This is a genomic window from Streptomyces sp. NPDC102258, from assembly GCF_055584685.1.
The window spans coordinates 1-18,281 of sequence record NZ_JBVJLO010000019.1 but is presented as its reverse complement, the minus strand read 5'-3'; the positions used below and the strand labels follow the sequence as shown (position 1 = coordinate 18,281).

20 protein-coding genes are annotated in these 18,281 nt (G+C 73.4%); 10 read left to right on the top strand and 10 right to left on the bottom strand.

What is annotated here, in order from left to right:
* Positions 1-37 precede the first annotated feature (37 nt).
* Both ACZ6ZT_RS27070 and ACZ6ZT_RS27065 read right to left on the bottom strand, forming a co-directional pair.
* Positions 38-2,497: an HAD-IC family P-type ATPase gene (locus tag ACZ6ZT_RS27070; RefSeq protein WP_469722567.1), complete on the bottom strand. Its 2,460-nt coding sequence runs from the start codon at positions 2,495-2,497 to the stop codon at positions 38-40.
* A 95-nt stretch (positions 2,498-2,592) separates the two neighbouring features.
* Entirely contained in the window at positions 2,593-2,946 is a 354-nt protein-coding gene (locus ACZ6ZT_RS27065; protein ID WP_469722566.1) for a DUF2530 domain-containing protein, read from the bottom strand.
* Positions 2,947-3,083: 137 nt separating this feature from the next.
* Here ACZ6ZT_RS27065 and ACZ6ZT_RS27060 point away from each other — a divergent pair, with 137 nt between their 5' ends.
* Positions 3,084-4,514 carry an NCS2 family permease gene (locus ACZ6ZT_RS27060; protein ID WP_469722565.1) on the top strand — a complete coding sequence of 477 codons (1,431 nt, stop codon included), beginning with the start codon at positions 3,084-3,086 and terminating at the stop codon, positions 4,512-4,514.
* 23 nt (positions 4,515-4,537) lie between these two features.
* Here ACZ6ZT_RS27060 and ACZ6ZT_RS27055 read toward each other — a convergent pair whose 3' ends face one another.
* Positions 4,538-4,720 carry a ribbon-helix-helix protein, CopG family gene (locus ACZ6ZT_RS27055; protein ID WP_266574969.1) on the bottom strand — a complete coding sequence of 61 codons (183 nt, stop codon included), beginning with the start codon at positions 4,718-4,720 and terminating at the stop codon, positions 4,538-4,540.
* 120 nt (positions 4,721-4,840) lie between these two features.
* On the opposite strand from ACZ6ZT_RS27055, the gene ACZ6ZT_RS27050 reads away from it, so the two are divergent.
* From ACZ6ZT_RS27050 to ACZ6ZT_RS27030, 5 genes are all read left to right on the top strand, one after another.
* On the top strand, positions 4,841-5,278 hold the full coding sequence (locus tag ACZ6ZT_RS27050) for a MarR family winged helix-turn-helix transcriptional regulator (protein WP_469722564.1): 438 nt from the start codon (positions 4,841-4,843) through the stop codon (positions 5,276-5,278).
* A 25-nt stretch (positions 5,279-5,303) separates the two neighbouring features.
* Positions 5,304-6,650, top strand: a complete 1,347-nt coding sequence (locus tag ACZ6ZT_RS27045) for an MFS transporter (RefSeq protein WP_469722562.1) — start codon at positions 5,304-5,306, stop codon at positions 6,648-6,650.
* A 130-nt stretch (positions 6,651-6,780) separates the two neighbouring features.
* Positions 6,781-7,335 (top strand): RNA 2',3'-cyclic phosphodiesterase, encoded by a 555-nt coding sequence (gene thpR, locus ACZ6ZT_RS27040; protein WP_469722561.1) that lies wholly within the window; start codon positions 6,781-6,783, stop codon positions 7,333-7,335.
* A 716-nt stretch (positions 7,336-8,051) separates the two neighbouring features.
* Entirely contained in the window at positions 8,052-8,882 is an 831-nt protein-coding gene (ddaH, locus tag ACZ6ZT_RS27035) for a dimethylargininase (RefSeq protein ID WP_469722723.1), read from the top strand.
* Between the two features lie 34 nt (positions 8,883-8,916).
* A complete protein-coding gene (locus ACZ6ZT_RS27030) occupies positions 8,917-9,441 on the top strand; it encodes a YbaK/EbsC family protein (RefSeq protein ID WP_469722559.1) in 525 nt (174 codons plus the stop codon).
* A 22-nt stretch (positions 9,442-9,463) separates the two neighbouring features.
* Here the strand turns inward: ACZ6ZT_RS27030 and ACZ6ZT_RS27025 are convergent, their stop codons facing one another.
* From ACZ6ZT_RS27025 to ACZ6ZT_RS27015, 3 genes are all read right to left on the bottom strand, one after another.
* Complete coding sequence (locus ACZ6ZT_RS27025; protein WP_469722558.1) at positions 9,464-10,432, bottom strand: MmcQ/YjbR family DNA-binding protein; 969 nt, start codon at positions 10,430-10,432, stop codon at positions 9,464-9,466.
* A 182-nt stretch (positions 10,433-10,614) separates the two neighbouring features.
* Positions 10,615-11,604, bottom strand: a complete 990-nt coding sequence (locus tag ACZ6ZT_RS27020) for an aldo/keto reductase (RefSeq protein ID WP_469722556.1) — start codon at positions 11,602-11,604, stop codon at positions 10,615-10,617.
* 59 nt (positions 11,605-11,663) lie between these two features.
* A complete protein-coding gene (locus ACZ6ZT_RS27015; RefSeq protein ID WP_469722555.1) occupies positions 11,664-12,395 on the bottom strand; it encodes a GDSL-type esterase/lipase family protein in 732 nt (243 codons plus the stop codon).
* A gap of 76 nt (positions 12,396-12,471) precedes the next feature.
* Here ACZ6ZT_RS27015 and ACZ6ZT_RS27010 point away from each other — a divergent pair, with 76 nt between their 5' ends.
* The 3 genes from ACZ6ZT_RS27010 (at position 12,472) to ACZ6ZT_RS27000 (ending at position 14,928) form a co-directional block, all read left to right on the top strand.
* On the top strand, positions 12,472-13,488 hold the full coding sequence (locus ACZ6ZT_RS27010; protein ID WP_469722554.1) for a WD40 repeat domain-containing protein: 1,017 nt from the start codon (positions 12,472-12,474) through the stop codon (positions 13,486-13,488).
* 93 nt (positions 13,489-13,581) lie between these two features.
* Entirely contained in the window at positions 13,582-14,148 is a 567-nt protein-coding gene (locus ACZ6ZT_RS27005; RefSeq protein ID WP_469722553.1) for a MepB family protein, read from the top strand.
* Between the two features lie 111 nt (positions 14,149-14,259).
* Positions 14,260-14,928 (top strand): HAD family hydrolase, encoded by a 669-nt coding sequence (locus ACZ6ZT_RS27000; RefSeq protein ID WP_469722552.1) that lies wholly within the window; start codon positions 14,260-14,262, stop codon positions 14,926-14,928.
* Positions 14,929-14,968: 40 nt separating this feature from the next.
* On the opposite strand, the gene ACZ6ZT_RS26995 is transcribed toward ACZ6ZT_RS27000, so the two are convergent.
* On the bottom strand, positions 14,969-15,238 hold the full coding sequence (locus ACZ6ZT_RS26995; protein WP_469722550.1) for a hypothetical protein: 270 nt from the start codon (positions 15,236-15,238) through the stop codon (positions 14,969-14,971).
* Between the two features lie 177 nt (positions 15,239-15,415).
* On the opposite strand from ACZ6ZT_RS26995, the gene ACZ6ZT_RS26990 reads away from it, so the two are divergent.
* Complete coding sequence (locus ACZ6ZT_RS26990; protein WP_469722549.1) at positions 15,416-15,799, top strand: cold-shock protein; 384 nt, start codon at positions 15,416-15,418, stop codon at positions 15,797-15,799.
* A gap of 81 nt (positions 15,800-15,880) precedes the next feature.
* On the opposite strand, the gene ACZ6ZT_RS26985 is transcribed toward ACZ6ZT_RS26990, so the two are convergent.
* Genes ACZ6ZT_RS26985 through ACZ6ZT_RS26975 form a run of 3 tightly spaced genes read right to left on the bottom strand, consistent with a single transcriptional unit; the run spans position 15,881 to position 17,959 of the window.
* A complete protein-coding gene (locus tag ACZ6ZT_RS26985; RefSeq protein WP_469722547.1) occupies positions 15,881-16,747 on the bottom strand; it encodes a 1,4-dihydroxy-6-naphthoate synthase in 867 nt (288 codons plus the stop codon).
* Positions 16,719-17,459 (bottom strand): futalosine hydrolase, encoded by a 741-nt coding sequence (locus tag ACZ6ZT_RS26980; RefSeq protein WP_469722546.1) that lies wholly within the window; start codon positions 17,457-17,459, stop codon positions 16,719-16,721. The genes ACZ6ZT_RS26985 and ACZ6ZT_RS26980 overlap by 29 nt, the downstream gene beginning before the upstream one ends.
* An 11-nt stretch (positions 17,460-17,470) precedes the next feature.
* On the bottom strand, positions 17,471-17,959 hold the full coding sequence (locus ACZ6ZT_RS26975) for a DUF2771 domain-containing protein (RefSeq protein WP_469722544.1): 489 nt from the start codon (positions 17,957-17,959) through the stop codon (positions 17,471-17,473).
* Positions 17,960-18,281: the final 322 nt, after the last annotated feature.

Genomic DNA, 18,281 nt, shown 5'->3' with positions numbered 1-18,281 from the left:
CGCCCCGGGGCCCGGACACCCGGGCCCCGGGCTCCCGTCAGTCGGGGAACCGGCGGGTGACCCAGCGGAAGGCGTACTCGATGGCGGCGGAGGCGGCGGCCGCGATGGCGACGGCCGTCCAGGGCATCGTGGTGCCCACCAGCTTGAGCTGGAAGAAGGTCTGGAGCCAGGGGACGACGAGGACGACCAGGAAGGCGAAGCCCATCGCGCCGACCAGGGCCACCCGCCACCACGTGTACGGGCGGGCGATGATCGCCAGGACCCACATCGAGGTGAGGAACAGGGTCAGCGTCGCCGCGCTGGTCTCGGCCTGGAGGGAGTCCGGGCCGGAGTAGTGGGAGCGGGCCAGGAGGTACGTCGCGAAGGTGGCGACGGCCGCGAGGACGCCGCCCGGGATCGCGTAGCGCATCACCCGCTTCACGAAGTGCGGCTTCGCGCGTTCCTTGTTCGGCGCCAGGGCCAGGAAGAAGGCCGGGATGCCGATGGTGAGGGTGGACAGCAGGGTCAGGTGGCGGGGCAGGAAGGGGTACTCCACCTGGGAGCAGACCACCAGGACGGCCAGGAGCACCGAGTAGACCGTCTTCGTGAGGAAGAGGGTCGCCACGCGCGTGATGTTGCCGATGACCCGGCGGCCCTCGGCGACCACCGAGGGCAGGGTGGAGAAGCTGTTGTTGAGGAGGACGATCTGCGCGACGGCGCGGGTGGCCTCCGAGCCGGAGCCCATCGAGACGCCGATGTCGGCGTCCTTGAGGGCGAGGACGTCGTTGACGCCGTCGCCGGTCATCGCGACGGTGTGGCCGTTGGACTGGAGGGCGGCGACCATGTCCCGCTTCTGCTGCGGGGTGACGCGGCCGAAGACGGCGTTCTCGTCCAGGACGGCGGCCATCTCGGCGCGCTCCGCGGGGAGCTTGCGGGCGTCGACGGTGTGCTGCGCGCCCGGCAGGCCGAGCTTGCCGGCGACGGCGCCGACGGAGACGGCGTTGTCCCCGGAGATGACCTTGGCCTTGACGTCCTGGTCCTCGAAGTAGCGCAGCGTGTCGGCGGCGTCGGGGCGCAGCCGCTGTTCGAGGACGACGAGGGCGGTGGGCCGGACGCCGTCGGCCACGGCCGGGTCGTCCAGCTCGCGGGCGGAGCGGGCCAGCAGGAGGACCCGTAGCCCCTGTTCGTTGAGACCGTCGATCTCCTCCAGCGCCGGGTCCCCGGCGGGCAGCAGCACGTCGGGGGCGCCGAGCAGCCAGGTGCTGTTCTCGCCGTCGCCCTCGCTGAAGCTGGCGCCGCTGTACTTGCGGGCGGAGGAGAAGGGCAGGGACTCGGTGCAGCGCCACTCGGCGCTGTCGGGGTAGGCGTCGATGATGGCCTGGAGGCTGGCGTTGGGGCGGGGGTCGGACTCGCCGAGCGCGCCGAGCACCTTCTCCACGTACGAGACCTCCGCGCCGCCGAGGGGGCGTAGCTCGGTGACGTCCATGCCGCCCTCGGTGAGGGTGCCGGTCTTGTCGAGGCAGACGACGTCGACGCGGGCGAGGCCCTCGATGGCGGGCAGTTCCTGGACGAGGCACTGCTGGCGGCCGAGCCGGATGACGCCGATGGCGAAGGCGACGGAGGTGAGCAGGACCAGGCCCTCGGGGATCATCGGGACGATGCCGCCGACGGTGCGGGCGATGGCGTCCTTGACGTTGTCGCCCTTGACCACGAGCTGGCTGATGATCAGGCCGATCGAGGTCGGGATCATCATCCAGGTGACGTACTTGAGGATGGTGGAGATGCCGGAGCGCAGCTCGGACTGGACGAGGGTGAACCGGGAGGCCTCTTCGGCCAGCTGGGCGGCGTAGGCCTCGCGGCCGACCTTGGTGGCGGTGAAGGCGCCGCCGCCGGCGACGACGAACGAGCCGGACATGACCGGGTCGCCGGGCTTCTTCAGGACCGGGTCGGCCTCGCCCGTGAGCAGGGACTCGTCGATCTCCAGTCCGTCGGCCTCGCCGACGAGGCCGTCGACGACGACCTTGTCGCCGGGTCCGAGTTCGATGACGTCGTCGAGCACGATCTCGGAGGTGGAGATCTCGGCGGTGGCGCCGTCGCGGCGGACACCGGGTTTGGCCTCGCCGATGACGGCGAGGCCGTCGAGGGTCTTCTTGGCGCGCAGTTCCTGGATGATGCCGATCCCGGTGTTCGCGATGATCACGAAGCCGAAGAGGCTGTCCTGAAAGGGCGCGACGCAGAGCATGATCACCCACAGCACGCCGATGATGGCGTTGAAGCGGGTGAAGACGTTCGCCCGGACGATCTCGGCGGTGGTGCGCGAGGAGCGGACGGGCACGTCGTTGACGTCGCCGCGGGCGACCCGCTCGGCGACCTCGGCGGTACTGAGCCCGCCCGGCTTGAACCGGGGGGCGGGGGGCTTCACCGGGTGGACGGGATCCAGCTCGGCGCCCGCGTCGATGGCGGGGCCGGCGCCGGAGCGCTCGGGTCCGTCGTGGTCGATCCTCGCCCGCTGCGTCATGTTTTCGACGGTAAAGGGCGCGGGGGCGCTTCACCCGCCGAGGAACCGGAAGATGCGACTTCAGGATGAGTGGAATCGTCCCCTGGTCGGGGCTCTCAGCGCTCGGCTCCGCCGGACGCCGGGGACGGACCCGCCGGTCCGGCCGGGCCGGACGGGGTGGACGGGGTGGCCGGGCCGGACGGGGTGGCCGCCGTCGCCGCCCGTTCGGCCGCGTGGCGCTTGAGCGCGGCTTCGCGGCCGCGGACGTACCAGATGCCGATCAGGCCGAGCCCGCCGCCGGCCGCGCAGGTCCACAGCCACCACAGCAGGTCCCGGTCGGCGAACCAGCCGTAGAACGGCAGCTGGACGAGGAACAGGGCGAACCAGAGGATCGTGCCGCCGATGATGGTGGCGACCACCGGGCCCTCAAGGGGCTCGGGCGCCTCGTGCTGAGCAGTCCACTTCGCCATGGCACCAGTCTAGGTGGCCGCTTTTCCGGTCTACGCGCGGAGATGGACCGGCCGCCGCTCATGTGTTCATACTGAAACGGTTTGCCTTCGGCCGGATTCGTTCGTACGAACGACCAATCGACCCGTTTGAGGACCGCATGAGCACCTCGGCACCCGCCGCGGCCCCCACCAGCAGTCTCGACCGCTACTTCAAGATCTCGGAGCGCGGCTCGACCGTCGCCCGCGAGATCCGCGGCGGCTTCGCCACGTTCTTCGCCATGGCCTACATAATCGTGCTCAACCCGATCATCCTGGGCAGCGCGAAGGACATGTACGGCCACCAGCTCGACGGGGGCCAGCTCGTCACGGCCACCGTCCTGACGGCCGCCTTCACCACGCTCCTGATGGGCGTCATCGGCAACGTCCCGATCGCGCTGGCGGCCGGCCTCGGCGTCAACACCGTCGTCGCCCTCCAGCTCGCCCCGCGCATGAGCTGGCCCGACGCCATGGGCATGGTGGTCCTGGCCGGCTTCGTGGTGATGCTGCTGGTCGCCACCGGCCTGCGCGAGCGGGTCATGAACGCCGTCCCGCTGGGCCTGCGCAAGGGCATCGCGATCGGCATCGGCCTGTTCATCATGCTGATCGGCCTGGTCGACTCCGGTTTCGTCACCCGCATCCCGGACGCCGCGCACACCACCGTCCCGCTCCAGCTCGGCAGCGACGGCCACCTGCACGGCTGGCCGGTGCTGATCTTCGTGGTCGGCGTGCTGCTCACCCTCGCGCTGCTGATCCGCAAGACGCCCGGTGCGATCCTGATCTCCATCGTGGCGATGACCGTGGCCGCCGTCGTCGTCCAGCTGATCGCCGACCTGCCCGGCCTCGCCTGGGGCCTGACTGTGCCGCAGTGGCCGGGCAACCCGGTGGCGGCGCCCGACTTCGGGCTCCTCGGCAAGGTCAGCCTGTTCGGCGGCTTCGGCAAGGTCGGCGTGCTGACCGGCGTCCTCTTCGTCTTCACCGTGCTGCTGTCCTGCTTCTTCGACGCGATGGGCACGATCCTCGGCGTCGGCGACGAGGCGAAGCTGATCGACAAGGAGACCGGCGAGTTCCCCGGGATCAACCGGGTCCTGCTGGTGGACGGCCTGGCCGTGGCCGCCGGCGGCGCCACCTCCTCCTCCGCCACCACCTGCTTCGTGGAGTCCACGGCGGGCGTCGGCGAGGGCGCGCGCACCGGCTTCGCGAACATCGTCACGGGCGGGCTCTTCACCGTCGCGCTCTTCCTGACGCCGCTGGCCACGATGGTGCCCTCGCAGGCCGCCACCCCCGCCCTCGTCGCGGTCGGCTTCCTGATCCTGGCCGGCTCCGTCCGGGACATCGACTGGAGCGACTTCACCATCGCCGTCCCGGCCTTCCTGGCCATGGTGCTGATGCCCTTCACGTACTCGATCACCAACGGCATCGGCATCGGCTTCATCAGCTTCTGCGTACTGCGCCTGGCCACCGGCCGCGGCCGCGAGGTCCCGGCCGCCATGTACGTGGTCTCGGCGGTGTTCGTCTTCTACTACGCGATGCCGGCGCTCGGCCTCACGTAAGCCCCACCCGTACGGCCGGCCCCTCAGGTCAGCCCGTAGAACTTCTCCGTCTCGTCGACCGCGGTCTTGAACCGCTCGTCGAAGTCATCGCGAATGAGCGTCCGGACGACATAGTCCTGGACGCTCATTCCGCGTTTGGCGGCATGGTGCCGGAGCCGCTCCAGCAGCTCCCCGTCTATGCGCATGCTCAGCACATGTGTCCCCATGGCCAGAAGGGTCGGGGCAGACGGTGCGGGCGCGCGTCACTTTCCGCTGCCGACTCACCCGTACGAGTGACGGGGGATACCCGGTGTTCTTTAGGTAGAGTAATGAGTTATTCTAAGTACATGCATGACCTCTCCCATGGCGACGATGCTGCCGCCGTGAACGACCTCCGCTCCGGCGTCATGCGGCTGGGCCGGCGCCTGAAGCACCAGCGCGTCGACGAATCGCTGAGCCCGACCGAGATGTCGGTGCTCGGCACGCTCGCCCGCTGCGGCCAGGCCACCCCCGGTGAGCTGGCCCGGCGCGAGCACGTCCAGCCCCCGTCGATGACCCGCATCGTCGCCTTGCTGGAGGCCAAGGGACTGGTCAGGCTGGAGCCGCACCCCGACGACCGCCGCCAGAAGGTGGTCAGCCAGACCGAGGAGGCCGAAGCGATGCTCGAAGAGAGCCGTCGCAAGCGCAACGCCTTCCTGGCCGGGCTCGCGGCCGAGCTCACCGAGGACGAATGGGCCAAGCTCCGCGCGGCCGCCCCCGTCCTGGAGAAGCTCGCGCACCTATAGGAACGACGCCAGGAGGCGAACGCTTTTGAGTACGGGAACCGGAGCAGACTCCGCACCCGGCCACACATCCACCCTCTCTACCGCGGCGCCCGCGAGGCCGAAGAACTCCATGTTCGCCTCGCTGCGGATCCGCAACTACCGGCTCTTCGCGACCGGCCAGGCCGTCTCCAACACGGGCACCTGGATGCAGCGCATCGCCCAGGACTGGCTGGTCCTCTCCCTGACCGGCTCCGCTTCCGCCGTCGGCATCACCATCGCCCTGCAGTTCCTGCCGATGCTGATGTTCGGCCTCTACGGAGGCGTCCTCGCCGACCGGCTGCCCAAGCGGCCGCTGCTGCTCGCCACGCAGGGGGCCATGGGCCTGACCGGCGTCGCGCTCGCCGTGCTCACCCTGGCCGGACACGTCCAGGTCTGGCACGTGTACCTCGCGGCCTTCGCCCTCGGCCTGGTCACCGTCGTGGACAACCCGGCGCGCCAGACCTTCGTCCCCGAGATGGTCGGCCCGGCGCAGCTCGCCAACGCGGTCAGCCTGAACTCCGCCAACTTCCAGTCCGCGCGGCTGGTCGGCCCGGCCATCGCCGGTGTGCTGATCACCGCCGTCGGCTCCGGCTGGGCCTTCCTGCTGAACGGGCTCTCCTTCGCGGCGCCGATCGCCGCGCTGCTGCTGATGCGGACCTCCGAACTGCACCCGGTGGCGCCGCAGCCGCGCGCCAAGGGCCAGCTGCGGGAGGGGCTGCGCTACGTCGCGGGCCGGCCCGAGCTGATCTGGCCGATCGTGCTGGTCGGCTTCATCGGCACCTTCGGGTTCAACTTCCCGATCTGGCTGTCGGCGTTCGTCAGCGAGGTCTTCCACGGTGACGCCGGCACGTACGGGCTGTTCAACACCCTGATAGCGGTGGGCTCCCTGGCCGGCGCGCTGCTCGCCGCCCGGCGCGGGCAGGCCCGGCTGCGGCTGCTGGTCACGGCCGCCGCGCTGTTCGGCGGCCTGCTGCTGGTGACGGCGTACGCGCCGGGCTACTGGCTGTTCGCGGCGCTGCTGGTGCCGGTCGGGATGTTCGGGCTGACCGTCAACGTCGTGGCCAACTCCAGCGTGCAGCTGGCCACCGACCCCGAGATGCGGGGACGGGTCATGGCGCTGTTCATGATGGTCTTCACCGGCGGCACCCCCGTCGGCGCCCCGCTCGTGGGCTGGATCACCGACACCTACGGCGCACGGCTCGGCATGGCCGCCGGCGGCCTGGTCTCCCTGGCCGCCGCACTCGCCATCGCGGTGGTGCTCTCCCGCGTCGGAAACCTCCGGCTACGGGTGAACCGCCACGGCGTCACCTTCGTCCCGTCGGCCCGCCGCGAAGAACTCGTCGCAGCGGCCTGACCCCTCCGGGGGCCGGGGGCGCACAGCCCCCGGCCCGTTTCCGGTGCGGGTGGGGACCACGGTGCGGTGGGAGTCGGTTGGGCGGCGGAATTCGGGGGGCGCGGGGGTTCCTCGGGGATAGGGTCGGGGCATGAGGCTCTTCGCCGCCGTACTGCCGTCCGCCGGGGCCGTGGCGGAGCTGCGGGAAGCCCTTGCCACGCTGGACCGGGGCACGGGCCTGCGGTGGACCGACGAGCCGGGGTGGCACTTCACGCTCGCCTTCCTCGGGGAGGTCCCCGACCGGCTGCTCCCCGACCTGCACGCCCGCCTCGGCCGCGCGGCCTCCCGTACCGCGCCCTTCGCGCTGCGCCTGCACGGCGCGGGCCACTTCGGCGACCGTGCCCTGTGGGCCGGAGCCGCCGGCGGCCTCGACGCCCTGCACCTGCTCGCCGAGCGGGCCGACGCCGCCGCCCGGCGGGCCGGGGTCCCGATGGAGGTGCACCGCCGTTACACCCCCCACCTCACCCTCGCCCGCAGCGGCGGCGGCGCCGACCTGCGGCCCTACGTCGACGCCCTGGCCGGCTTCGAGGGCACGCCCTGGCGGGTCGAGAGCCTGAGCCTGGTCCGCAGCAACCTCCCCACCTCCGGCATCCCCGGCGAACGCCCCCGCTACGAGGTCGCCGCCGCCTGGCCCCTCAGGGGCTGAGAGCCCGCCTCCGGGCCCCCGCCCCGGCCCTGGCACGCCGCGCTCCCGTAACGGCAGCGCGGGCGGCCCCCTGACCGCGGCCCTGACCAGCTCGTCCCGCACCGCGAGCGGCGCGAACCCGCGGGCGGCCCCCTGACCGCGGTCCTGCCCAGCCCGTCCCGCACCACGAGCGGTGTGAACCTGCGGGCGGCTCCCTGACCGTGATCCTGACCAGCAGTCCCGCACCGCGAGCGGCGCGAACCCGCGGGCGGCCCCCTGACCGCGGCCCTGACCAGCCCGTTCCGCACCGCGACCGGCACGAACCCGCAGGCGGCCCCCTGACCGCAGCCCAGAGCAGCCCGTTCCGCACCACGAGTGGCGCGAACCCGTCCTCTCCCTCGCGGCGCCGCTCGCCCCGTTCCGGGGCCCCGCCGGGCCGCCCGGCGCCCGCGCCCCGACGGGTCGGGAGCCCGCGCAGCCGAACGTTCACCCCCGCGAAACGGAACTCCACCGCTGCGCGCCCCCGGCCCCTTCACCCGAGGTCGTAGACAGGGCGCCGGTAGAAGCAGTAGAGGCGGCCCCCGCATGCTCACGCCGAGTACCGACCGCCTCCGCCCGCTGACGCCCCGCACCGCACCGCACCGCACCGCACCACCGGTCGGCCCGCACCACCTCGCGGACGACCCGGAGTCCCTCCAGCCACCCTTGAAGGAGCCCCCGTGCCGCTCACCGAGCCGATGGCCGCGCCCACCACCCCCGCCCGCACGGCCACCCGGCGAAGGCTGCTGATGTGCCGTCCCCGGCACTACGACGTCACGTACTCGATCAACCCCTGGATGCACCCGGAGAAGCGCACCGACCCCCACCTCGCCATCCGCCAGTGGGAGCGGCTGCGCGACCTGTACCTCGGACTCGGCCACCTCGTGGAGGAGATCGAACCGGTCGGCGGCCTCCCCGACATGGTGTTCGCCGCCAACGGCGCCACCGTCGTCGACGGCAAGGTCTACGGCGCCCGCTTCCGGCACGCGCAGCGCACCGCGGAGGGCCCGGCCTACCTCGACTGGTTCGAGCGCCGGGGCCACCGCGAGCTGCTGTGGCCCGAGTTCATCAACGAGGGCGAGGGCGACATCCTCACCGTCGGCCGCCGGCTCCTCGCCGGCACCGGCTTCCGCACCGATCCGCGCTCGCACGCCGAGGCCCAGGAGTTCTTCGGCCTGCCGGTGACGAGCCTGACCCTCGTCGACCCGAGGTACTACCACCTGGACACGGCCCTGGCCGTGCTCGGCGACGACGAGGTCATGTACTACCCGGCCGCCTTCTCCGAGGGCAGCCGGTCCGTGCTCCGCACGATGTTCCCCCACGCGATCCTCGCCACCGCCGAGGACGCGGCGGTCTTCGGGCTGAACGCCTTCTCCGACGGCCGCCACGTGCTGCTGCCGGACGCGGCCACCGGCCTGAAGGCCCAGCTCAGCGCGCGCGGCTTCGAGCCGATCGGCGTCGACCTCTCCGAGCTCCTCAAGGCGGGCGGCAGTGTGAAGTGCTGCACCCTGGAGCTGCGCGAGCGCTGAGTCACCGCCACCGAAGTTTCCGGAAAGGAACGCCGTGACCTCTGCGACCGCGATCGCGGACAGCTACACCCGCCTCCTGCGCCTCCTCGGCGAGGGCGGGGCCGACTACCGGCTCCTGCGCCACGCCCCCGAGGGGCAGACCGAACTCGCCAGCCTGCTGCGCGGCCACCGCCTCGAAGAGGCCGCCAAGTGCCTGGTCATCCGGGTCGCGCTGGGGCGCAAACGGCGCCGTTACGTCATCGCCGTGGTGCCGGGCCACCGCCGCGTCGACCTGGAGGCGGTGCGCGCGGCGTACGGGGGCACCAACGCCTCCTTCGCCGTGCGGGCGGTCGCGGAGGAGCTGACGGGCTGCGCCAGCGGCTCGATCATGCCGGTGAGCTTCGACCCGGCCGTGGAGGTGGTGGTCGATCCGGAGCTGCTGGAGCAGGAGGAGATCTGGTTCAACGCGGGCCGGCTCGACGTGTCGGTGGCCCTGCGCCCGGCGAGCTACCTCGCGCTGGCCCGGCCGAGGGCCGCCCGGATCACCGAGGAGGCCGCGCTGGTCCCCGTAGCCGGCTGAGGCCGGGGCGGGCCCGGCCCGGTCAGTCGCCCCGGCGGCTGAGGGTGACGTACAGGTACTCGTCGAGCACCTTCGCCAGCGGCAGCCCGGGCCGGCCCAGCTCCGCCGTCAGCGCCTCCTCGTCCAGGCCGCTCTCGGCGAGCGCGGCCCGCGCCCAGGCCCGCCCGGTCCGCAGGTGGCGCTCGAACGCGGCGGCGTCCCGGCCCCCGTGCAGCCGGGTCGCGATGGCCGCGTCCCAGGGCATCACCGTGCGCGGCCGCAGCGCGAACAGGGCCTTGGCGGCGGCGGTCGGCCCGAGGGTGCGGCGGCCCAGCGGCAGCGCCGCCAGCTCCCCGTACGCGGCGGCCAGCAGGGCGGCCTCCCGGTCGGTCAGCGCCGCGAGCGGGGCCCCGGGCAGCGCGTGCCGCTCCCACCAGGCGGCGAGCCCGCGGTCCAGCGGGTCGGGCTCGCCCTCGCGGGGATAGCGGATGCGGCAGCCCCAGGCGTTGAGCCAGCGGTGCAGGGCGGTCCGGTGCGCGGCCCGGGACAGGTCTGGCCCGGGGGCGGTGTCGGCGACCAGCGCGAGCCAGCTCCGGTCGACGCCGGGGAACGCCCCGAACACGGCGGCGGCCTCCCGCAGCCGCTCCAGCCCCGGCGCGGGCGGCAGCCCGCCGTCGAGGTGGGCGCGGGCCACCTTCGCCGGTACGCACATCCGCCAGGCGTCGGTGACCAGCTCCGCCAGCTCGGCGGGGCCGAGGGCGGCCAGCCGGGCGTGGACCCAGTGGTAGCGCATGTCTCCGGCGCCGGGCAGCGAGAAGGTGCCCGGCTCGGACGCGACGAGCGCGGCCCGCTCCTCCTTCGGGAAGGCGAAGCCGAGCTCGGTCTCGTCCCGGGACAGGGCGAGGTAGACGATCCGCCCGATCCGGAACTTCACCCGGTCGCGCACGAGGTGTTCCTCGGTGCGCGGCAGCGCGAGCGCGAGCCGCCGTACGTCTTCCACGGTCACCACCATGACCGAAGTCTCGCAGCCCCTGGCGGAAGGGCCAGGGGCTGCCGCGTTAGTCTCGACGGGTGGATCCGAAGACCAGAAACCGTGTCATGGCCGGTGTGCTCGTGCTGATGTTCGTCGTCGTCGCCGTGGCGGCCGCCGTCGGGCAGTAGCGGGCGGCAGCGGGGCGGCCGCGAAAGGGCCCGCTACCAGGCGAAAGCCTCCGGCGAGGGGCCCGGGCCGGGGAAGACCTCGTCCAGGGCGGTGAGCAGTTCCTCGGAGAGTTCCAGCTCCACCGCCCGCAGCGCGGACGTGAGCTGCTCCGGGGTGCGCGGGCCGACGATCGGGCCGGTGACGCCGGGGCGGGTCAGCAGCCAGGCCAGCGCGACGTCGCCGGGCTCCAGGCCGTGCTTGTCGAGCAGGTCCTCGTACGCCTGCACCTGCGCCCGTACCGCGCTGTTGGCCAGGGCGTCCGCCGAGCGGCCGGAGGCGGTGCGCCCGCTCTGCGCCGATTTGCGGATGGCGCCGCCGAGCAGGCCGCCGTGCAGCGGGGACCAGGGGACGACGCCGAGCCCGTACGCCTCGGCGGCCGGGATGACCTCCATCTCGGCGCGCCGCTCCGCGAGGTTGTACAGGCACTGCTCGCTGACCAGGCCGAGCCGGCCGGTGCGCGCGGCGGTCTCGTTGGCCTGGGCGATCTTCCAGCCGGGGAAGTTGGAGGAGCCGGCGTAGAGGATCTTGCCCTGCTGGACGAGGACCTCGACGGCCTGCCAGATCTCCTCGAACGGGGTCAGCCGGTCGACGTGGTGGAACTGGTAGATGTCGATGTAGTCGGTCTGGAGCCGCTTGAGGCTGGCGTCGACGGCGCGGCGGATGTTCAGCGCCGAGAGCCGGTCGTAGTTGGGCCAGGGGTCGCCCTCGGCGGCCATCGAGGCGTAGACCTTGGTGGCCAGGACCGTCTTGTCGCGACGGCCGCCGCCCTGGGCGAACCAGGTGCCGACGATCTCCTCGGTACGGCCCTTGTTCTCACCCCAGCCGTAGACGTTGGCGGTGTCGAAGTAGTTGATGCCGGCGTCGAGGGCCGCGTCCATCAGGGCGTGGCTTTCGGATTCGCCCGTCTGGGGGCCGAAGTTCATGGTGCCGAGGACCAGGCGGCTGACCTTGAGGCCGGTGCGTCCGAGCTGCGTGTACTTCATGGGGCACTAGCCAACTGCCTGGAGTGCGCTCCAGGCAAGACCCCCTCGTGCCGGGCGTGTTACGTGGCGTCCGGCGCGGGCCGGTAGGGGCCGCCGATCCCCCACGCCTGGTGCAGGGCGGCCGCGAACTCGCCGGCCAGGCGGTGTTCGCCGGAGGCGCTGGGGTGCGTGCCGTCGTAGGTGTCGTGGGCGATGTCGTACCCGGCGGGGCGGTCGGCGAGCAGGATCGGCGAGGCGTCGGTGCTCAGGTCGGCGACGGCCTTGGCGAGCAGTTCGTTGAACCGGACGACTTCCGCCGCGAAGGGCGGGTCCTGCTCGGCGCGGACGTTCGCGATGACGGGGAGGAACACCATCCGGATCCCCGGGCGGGCGGCGCGCGCCCCGGCGACGAAGCGGCGGACGTTGCCGGCGGTCTGCTCGGCGTTGGTGTAGAAGCCGAGGTCGATCAGGCCGAGGGAGACGAGCAGCACGTCGGCGCGGCCCTCGCGGACGGCGGGGCCGATGAGCGGGGCCATGTGCTGCCAGCCCTCGCCCCAGCCGGCGAGGTGGCGGCGGGCGGCGGCGGGGAAGGCGGGATCGGCGTACGCGTGGGCGGCGGGCGCGGCGGCGGTGGCGGGCGCCGGTTCTGCGGGCGCGGCGGAGCCGGTGGCGTCGAAGAGCGCCGTGCGCGGGCCGACGATCTCGAAGGGGGTCCCCAGGGTGGCGCCGAGGTGCTGCCACATCCGATAGCGCCAGGTGTAGTCGCCGGCGCGTCCGATGGTCATGGAGTCGCCGACGAACATGAAACGCATCCGGTCATCATCGCGGATCGCGCGACAGGTACTCCTGTGATGCCGGACACGCGGGCCGGGCTGGCAGGCTGGGAGGATGCGCCTGAAGCCCGTCGTACGGACCGCCCTCACCGCCGCCGTCGCCACCCTCGTGCTCGCCGCCCCGCTCGCGGGCCCCGCCGCGGCCGACGGCCGGCCGGGGGAGGCCGCCGGGTTCACGATCGGCGATCCGCGGATCACGGAATCGAGCGGGCTGGCGGCGAGCCGCGTCCACCCGGGCGTCTACTGGACGCACAACGACAGCGACGACGGCCCGTACGTGTACGCGGTGGACTCGGCGACGGGCCGGACGGTGGCCCGGGTGACCATGACCGGGATCGGCACCCCGCGCGACGTCGAGGCGATCTCGCTGGGCCCGGACGGGCAGCTGTACGTGGGCGACATCGGGGACAACCGGAACGGCACCTGGGACCACGTGTGGATCTACCGCTTCCCGGAGCCGAAGGAGCTGCACGACGTCACCGTCAAGGCCGAGCAGTTCACGGTGACGTACGCGGACGGGCCACGCGACGCGGAGGCGCTGATGGTGCATCCGGTGACGGGGCGGGTGTACATCGCCAGCAAGAACGAGCAGCGGGGCGGCCTGTACGAGGGGCCGGAGCGGCTGTCGGCGGACGGGAACAACGTGTTCCGGCGGGTCGCGGACGTGCCGTGGGTGACGGACGGGGCGTTCTCGCCGGACGGCGGCCGGCTGACGCTGCGCGGGTACTTCTCGGCCCGCACCTACCCGTGGAAGGACGGGCGCCCGCAGGGCGAGGGGGAACGGGTGGACGCGCCGTGGCAGGGCCAGGCGGAGTCCGTGACGTACACCCCGGACGGCAGGACGCTGATGTTCGGGGCGGAGGGCGCGAACAGCAAGGTGGTGGCGGTGCCGGTGCGGGAGCCGGGGGCGGCCACCGCGCCCGCCGCCTCCCCGCCCGCCGCGGGCGGTCCGTCGGGTGACGCGGTGGGCGGACCGGGCGGCGGCTACGGGAAGGGCGCCCTGGTCCTGGCGGCCGGAACCGCCCTGGTCCTCGTGGGCAAGCGCCTGTTCCGGCGCCGCCCGGCGAACTGACCCCCGGGCCCGGCCGGTCGGCCCCTGCCGTGCGACACCGACGGGGGCGAGTGCGCGGGACGGGGCGGGCCCGGGGCATGACACCGTGGCCGGATGACGAAGACGACACCGTGGCCGGACCTGCTCGTGGCGCGGGAGCGCGTCTACGGCCCGTGCGGATTCGGCTGGACGCCGCCCGTCCCCGAGGCGGAGAGCGCCGCGTACGCCGCGTGCGCGTTCACCCTGAGCGCCCCCGCGGGCCCCGACGGCTCCCGCCCGCTGGCCGTCCGCTTCCGGTCGGCCCGGACGACTCCCACCAAGGCCGGGCTGTTCGTCACCGTGTGGAAGCGGTCCGCGCCGGGCGGGCCGATCGCACCGTTCGACCTGTCGGATCCCGTCGACCTGTTCGTCGTCAGCGCCCGCGACGCGGACGGCTTCGGCCAGTTCGTCCTGCCGGCCGAAGCGCTCCACCGCCGCGGGATCGTGTCGGCGGACGGCGCCGGGGGCAAGCGGGCCTTCCGCGTGTACCCGCCGTGGGTGGCCGCCACCAGCCGCCAGGCGGAACGCACGCAGGCCTGGCAGGGCGCGTACTTCCTGCCGCTGGACCCCGGCCCCGTCGACCTCGTCCGCGCGCGGGAGCTGTACGGGTGCCGGCCGGGCCGCCGCTCGACGGCGCGTTAGAGAGTGCCTGGAGGAGCCGCCAAGCGCGGGGCGTGACATTTCCCCGTATTTCACCTTCCGGAAAGGCGATGGACCGGGCACTTTCCCCCCGCTTCGCCGCGTCTCTGCACAATGGGAAACATGACTTCCCCCGCCCGAGAGACCGCCGCGCCCACCGCGCTCGCTCCGCTGACGGTCGGCTTCGACCTCGACATGACGCTCATCGACTCCCGGCCCGGCATCAAGGCCAATTACGAGGCCCTCTCCGCCGCCACCGGCCGGTTCATCAACGCCGACGAGGCCATCACCCGCCTCGGGCCGCCGCTGGAGGACGAGCTCGCCCACTGGTTCGAGCCGGCGGAGATCCCGGAGATGCGCGACCGCTACCGGGAGATGTACTTCACGCACGCCATCGAGCCCACCCCGGCGATGCCCGGGGCGCACGAGGCCATCAAGGCCGTCCAGGCCCTCGGCGGCCGCGCGATCGTCGTCACGGCGAAGAACGAGCCCAACGCCCGCCACCACCTGGAGCACCTCGGCATCGAGCCCGACGCCGTCATCGGCTGGCTGTGGGCCGAGGCCAAGGCGGGCGCCCTGCGCGAGCACGGCGCCCAGATCTACGTGGGCGACCACGTCGGCGACGTCCGCGGCGCCCGCACCGCCGGAGCGCTCTCCGTGGTGGTCCCCACCGGCCCCTGCCCCGAGGACGAACTGCGCGCCGCCGGCGCCGACGTGGTGCTGCCCGACCTCACCGCGCTGCCGGAGTGGCTCGCGCAGTACGTGCGCACCCGCGAGGTCTGAGCCCCGTACGCGCCCCGCGCGCGGGCACCCGTACGCGCCTTCAGGCGGCCTGGGACGCCCGGGCCGCCTTGCGCTGCGCCGCGGCCGAGCGGACCACGCCCGCCGCGGCGAGGGCGAAACCGACGCCCATCAGCATGCACACGGCCCACGCGTACGACGGAAAGGGATCGGTGCCGAGGAACAGCGGGGCCATCGTCACGAGGGTCGCCACGGCGCCGACGATGAACACGATGCCGCCCGCCCGGACGAGTCCGTCACCGGGCCGCGCTTCGTCGCGCCGCGCTTCGTCGGGATGAGGAGTAACAGTCACCCCACCAGGGTAGTTCCCTGGCCGAAGCCGTGAAGCGGAAGGACCGGGGAACGACTTGTCACCCGTTTCCGGACCACTAGCCTGGAGGGGGCGGGTCACGGGACCCGCCGCACCGCTGTCCGGAGCCGTTTCACACCGGCCCACCGGACCCGACGAGTACAAGAACAGAGGACGGACGTGCCTACCGGCAAGGTCAAGTGGTTCAACAGCGAGAAGGGCTTCGGCTTTCTCTCCCGCGACGACGGCGGAGATGTCTTCGTCCACTCGTCGGTGCTTCCCGACGGGGTCGACGCCCTCAAGCCCGGCCAGCGCGTCGAGTTCGGCGTCGTCGCTGGACAGCGCGGTGACCAGGCACTTTCGGTGACGGTCCTGGATCCGGCGCCCTCCGTCGCGGCCGCCCAGCGCCGCAAGCCCGACGAGCTCGCCTCGATCGTGCAGGACCTCACGACCCTGCTGGAGAACATCACGCCGATGCTGGAGCGCGGCCGCTACCCCGACCGGGTGCACGGCACGAAGATCGCCGGTCTGCTGCGCGCGGTGGCCGACCAGCTCGACGTCTGACCCGTCCGTACCGCCGGTGCCCCGCCGCTCCCCGGAGCCGCGGGGCACCGCCGCGTCCGGGGCGCGCGGGGGGCCGGACCGTTACGGGAAGTCGAGCGCGGCGGGCCCGATGGCCGGAACGAGCCCCTCGGCGGCGGCCCTGGTCAGCAGCCCGCGGACCGCTGCGTACCCGGCGTCGCCGAGGTCGGCGGTGAACTCGTTGACGTACAGCCCGATGTGCTGGTCGGCGACCGCCGGGTCCAGCTCCTGCGCGTGGGCCCGTACGTACGGCCGCGACGCCTCGGGGTCCTCCCAGGCCATCCGCACCGACGCCCGGGCCGCGCCGGCCAGCGCGCGCAGCGCGTCCGCGCCCAGCGAGCGCTTGGCGATGATCGCGCCGAGCGGGATCGGCAGGCCGGTGGTGGACTCCCAGTGCTCGCCCATGTCGGCCAGGCAGTGCAGCCCGTAGTCCTGATAGGTGAACCGGGCCTCGTGGATGACCAGTCCGGCGTCCACCCGCCCGTCGCGCACCGCCGGCATGATCTCGTGGAACGGCAGCACCACCACCTCGCCGACCCCGTCCGGCAGCACGTCCGCCGCCCACAGCCGGAACAGCAGGTACGCCGTCGAGCGCTCGCTCGGCACCGCGACGGTCTTCCCCGCCAGGTCCAGCCCCGGCTCGCGCGTCAGCACCAGCGGCCCGCAGCCACGGCCCAGGGCCCCGCCGCAGGGCAGCAGCGCGTACTCCTCCAGCACCCACGGCAGGACCGCGTACGACACCTTCAGCACGTCCAGCTCACCGCGCTCGGCCATGCCGTTGGTGACGTCGATGTCGGCGAAGGTCACATCCAGCGCGGGGGCGTCCGGGACGCGGCCGTGCGCCCAGGCGTCGAAGACGAAGGTGTCGTTCGGACAGGGCGAAAAGGCGATGCGCAGCGGCTCAGCCGTGCTGCCCGTGGCGTTGCTCAAGGTGTTCTCCCCAATGGACGAATACGGGTCCCAGCGCGCGGAACCCCTCGGTGAGCGCGCCGAGCGCGTCGCCGATCCGCCAGGCGGCCCGGTCGCGCGGCCCGACGGTGTTCGACACGGCGCGCACCTCCAGTACGGGCAGCCCGTGCGCGGCGGCGGCCTCCGCCACCCCGAAGCCCTCCATCGCCTCGGCCCCGGCCAGCGGGTGCCGGGCCGCGAGCGCGGCGGCGCCGGCGGCGGTGCCGGTGACGGTGGACACGGTCAGGACGGGGGCGAGCAGCGCGCCGGTGGCCTCGGCGGCGCGGGCGGCGAGGTCGGCGGGCGGCAGGTGCGCGCTGCGGCCGAAGCCCAGCGCGTCCACGGAGAGGAACCCGTCGGGGGTCTCGGCGCCCAGGTCGGCCGCGACGATCGCGTCCGCGACCACGAGCGTGCCGAGCGGGGCGGCGGGCGCGAACCCGCCGCCGATGCCGACGGAGACGACGAGGGCGTAGTCGGCCAGCGCGAGCGCGGTGGCCGTGGCGGCGGCGGCCGCCGCCGGACCGACCCCGCCGACGAGCACGTCGGCGGCGAGCCCGGGCAGGTCCCGGCGGCTGATGAGGTAGCCGCCGGGCAGGGTGCGCGCCTCGGGGGTGACCGGATCCGGATGAGGGGTGAGACCGGCGGCCACGGAGTCCGCCTCCGCGGCCACCGCGGTCACGACGAGCGCGCGCACGGGGTGCGGGCCTACTTCAGCTTGAGCTTGAAGGACCAGACGGCGAGCGGCTTGCCGTCCTCGCCGACCTGCACGAAGCCGAGCATCTTCGAGGCGGGCGCCTCGCCCTGGCCGCCGGTCGCGAAGACGTCGGCGCCCTGGAAGCTGCGGTAGGTGTTCGCGGAGGGCTCGGTGATCGGCTGCCCGTCGAGGACCGCCTGCCACTTCTTGCCGTCCTCGACGACGTCGGGCTCCACGCCGAGGCGCAGCGTGTCGCCGCGGGCGTAGTCGACGGTCTTGGCGTTCTTGAGGCCGGTGAGGCACTCCTGGACCCGGTCCATGGAGAGGTCCTTGCCGTCGGCGCGGCATTCGGCCTCGGTGGACACGGAGGTGCTGCCGACGGTCACGGTCGCGAGCGGCGTCGGCTTGTCGCAGGCGGACAGGAGGAGGAGGCCGGCGGACACGGCTCCGAGGGCCGCGACGCTGCGGCGGGCCCTACCCGGGAAAAGCGGTGCGGTCATGAGCCGAAGGCTATCGGGCCACCGGCCCGCCCCGCCGCACGGGGGGTCCCCGGCCACGCCGCAGCCCTGACCGGGCACCCCAAGACCACCCGGGCGGCGCCCCTGCCCTGGCCGGGCGGTTCGGTGGTCAGCCTGCCGCCGGGCCGTTGCCGTGGCCGGTCGGCTCAGTGGCCGGCCTGCCGCCGGGCCGCTGCCCTGGCGGGGCACCCGTCCGTGCGGCGGGCGGTAGCCGAGCCGGAACGTGGGCGCCGGGCAACGTGCCCACCTGCCGCGCCGCTGCCGGGGGCCAGCCCCCGGACCCCCGCGCCTCAAACGCCGGCGA

Coding starts and splice junctions, on each gene's coding strand:
- thpR (WP_469722561.1), top strand. CDS start 6,781: ATGAGGCTCTTCGCCGCCGTACTGCCGTCCGCCGGGGCCGTGGCGGAG.
- ACZ6ZT_RS26975 (WP_469722544.1), bottom strand. CDS start 17,959: ATGACCGCACCGCTTTTCCCGGGTAGGGCCCGCCGCAGCGTCGCGGCC.
- ACZ6ZT_RS27005 (WP_469722553.1), top strand. CDS start 13,582: ATGACGAAGACGACACCGTGGCCGGACCTGCTCGTGGCGCGGGAGCGC.
- ddaH (WP_469722723.1), top strand. CDS start 8,052: ATGGCCGCGCCCACCACCCCCGCCCGCACGGCCACCCGGCGAAGGCTG.
- ACZ6ZT_RS27000 (WP_469722552.1), top strand. CDS start 14,260: ATGGGAAACATGACTTCCCCCGCCCGAGAGACCGCCGCGCCCACCGCG.
- ACZ6ZT_RS27020 (WP_469722556.1), bottom strand. CDS start 11,604: ATGAAGTACACGCAGCTCGGACGCACCGGCCTCAAGGTCAGCCGCCTG.
- ACZ6ZT_RS27025 (WP_469722558.1), bottom strand. CDS start 10,432: ATGGTGGTGACCGTGGAAGACGTACGGCGGCTCGCGCTCGCGCTGCCG.
- ACZ6ZT_RS27055 (WP_266574969.1), bottom strand. CDS start 4,720: ATGGGGACACATGTGCTGAGCATGCGCATAGACGGGGAGCTGCTGGAG.
- ACZ6ZT_RS27015 (WP_469722555.1), bottom strand. CDS start 12,395: ATGCGTTTCATGTTCGTCGGCGACTCCATGACCATCGGACGCGCCGGC.
- ACZ6ZT_RS27010 (WP_469722554.1), top strand. CDS start 12,472: ATGCGCCTGAAGCCCGTCGTACGGACCGCCCTCACCGCCGCCGTCGCC.
- ACZ6ZT_RS27060 (WP_469722565.1), top strand. CDS start 3,084: ATGAGCACCTCGGCACCCGCCGCGGCCCCCACCAGCAGTCTCGACCGC.
- ACZ6ZT_RS27050 (WP_469722564.1), top strand. CDS start 4,841: ATGCATGACCTCTCCCATGGCGACGATGCTGCCGCCGTGAACGACCTC.
- ACZ6ZT_RS27070 (WP_469722567.1), bottom strand. CDS start 2,497: ATGACGCAGCGGGCGAGGATCGACCACGACGGACCCGAGCGCTCCGGC.
- ACZ6ZT_RS27065 (WP_469722566.1), bottom strand. CDS start 2,946: ATGGCGAAGTGGACTGCTCAGCACGAGGCGCCCGAGCCCCTTGAGGGC.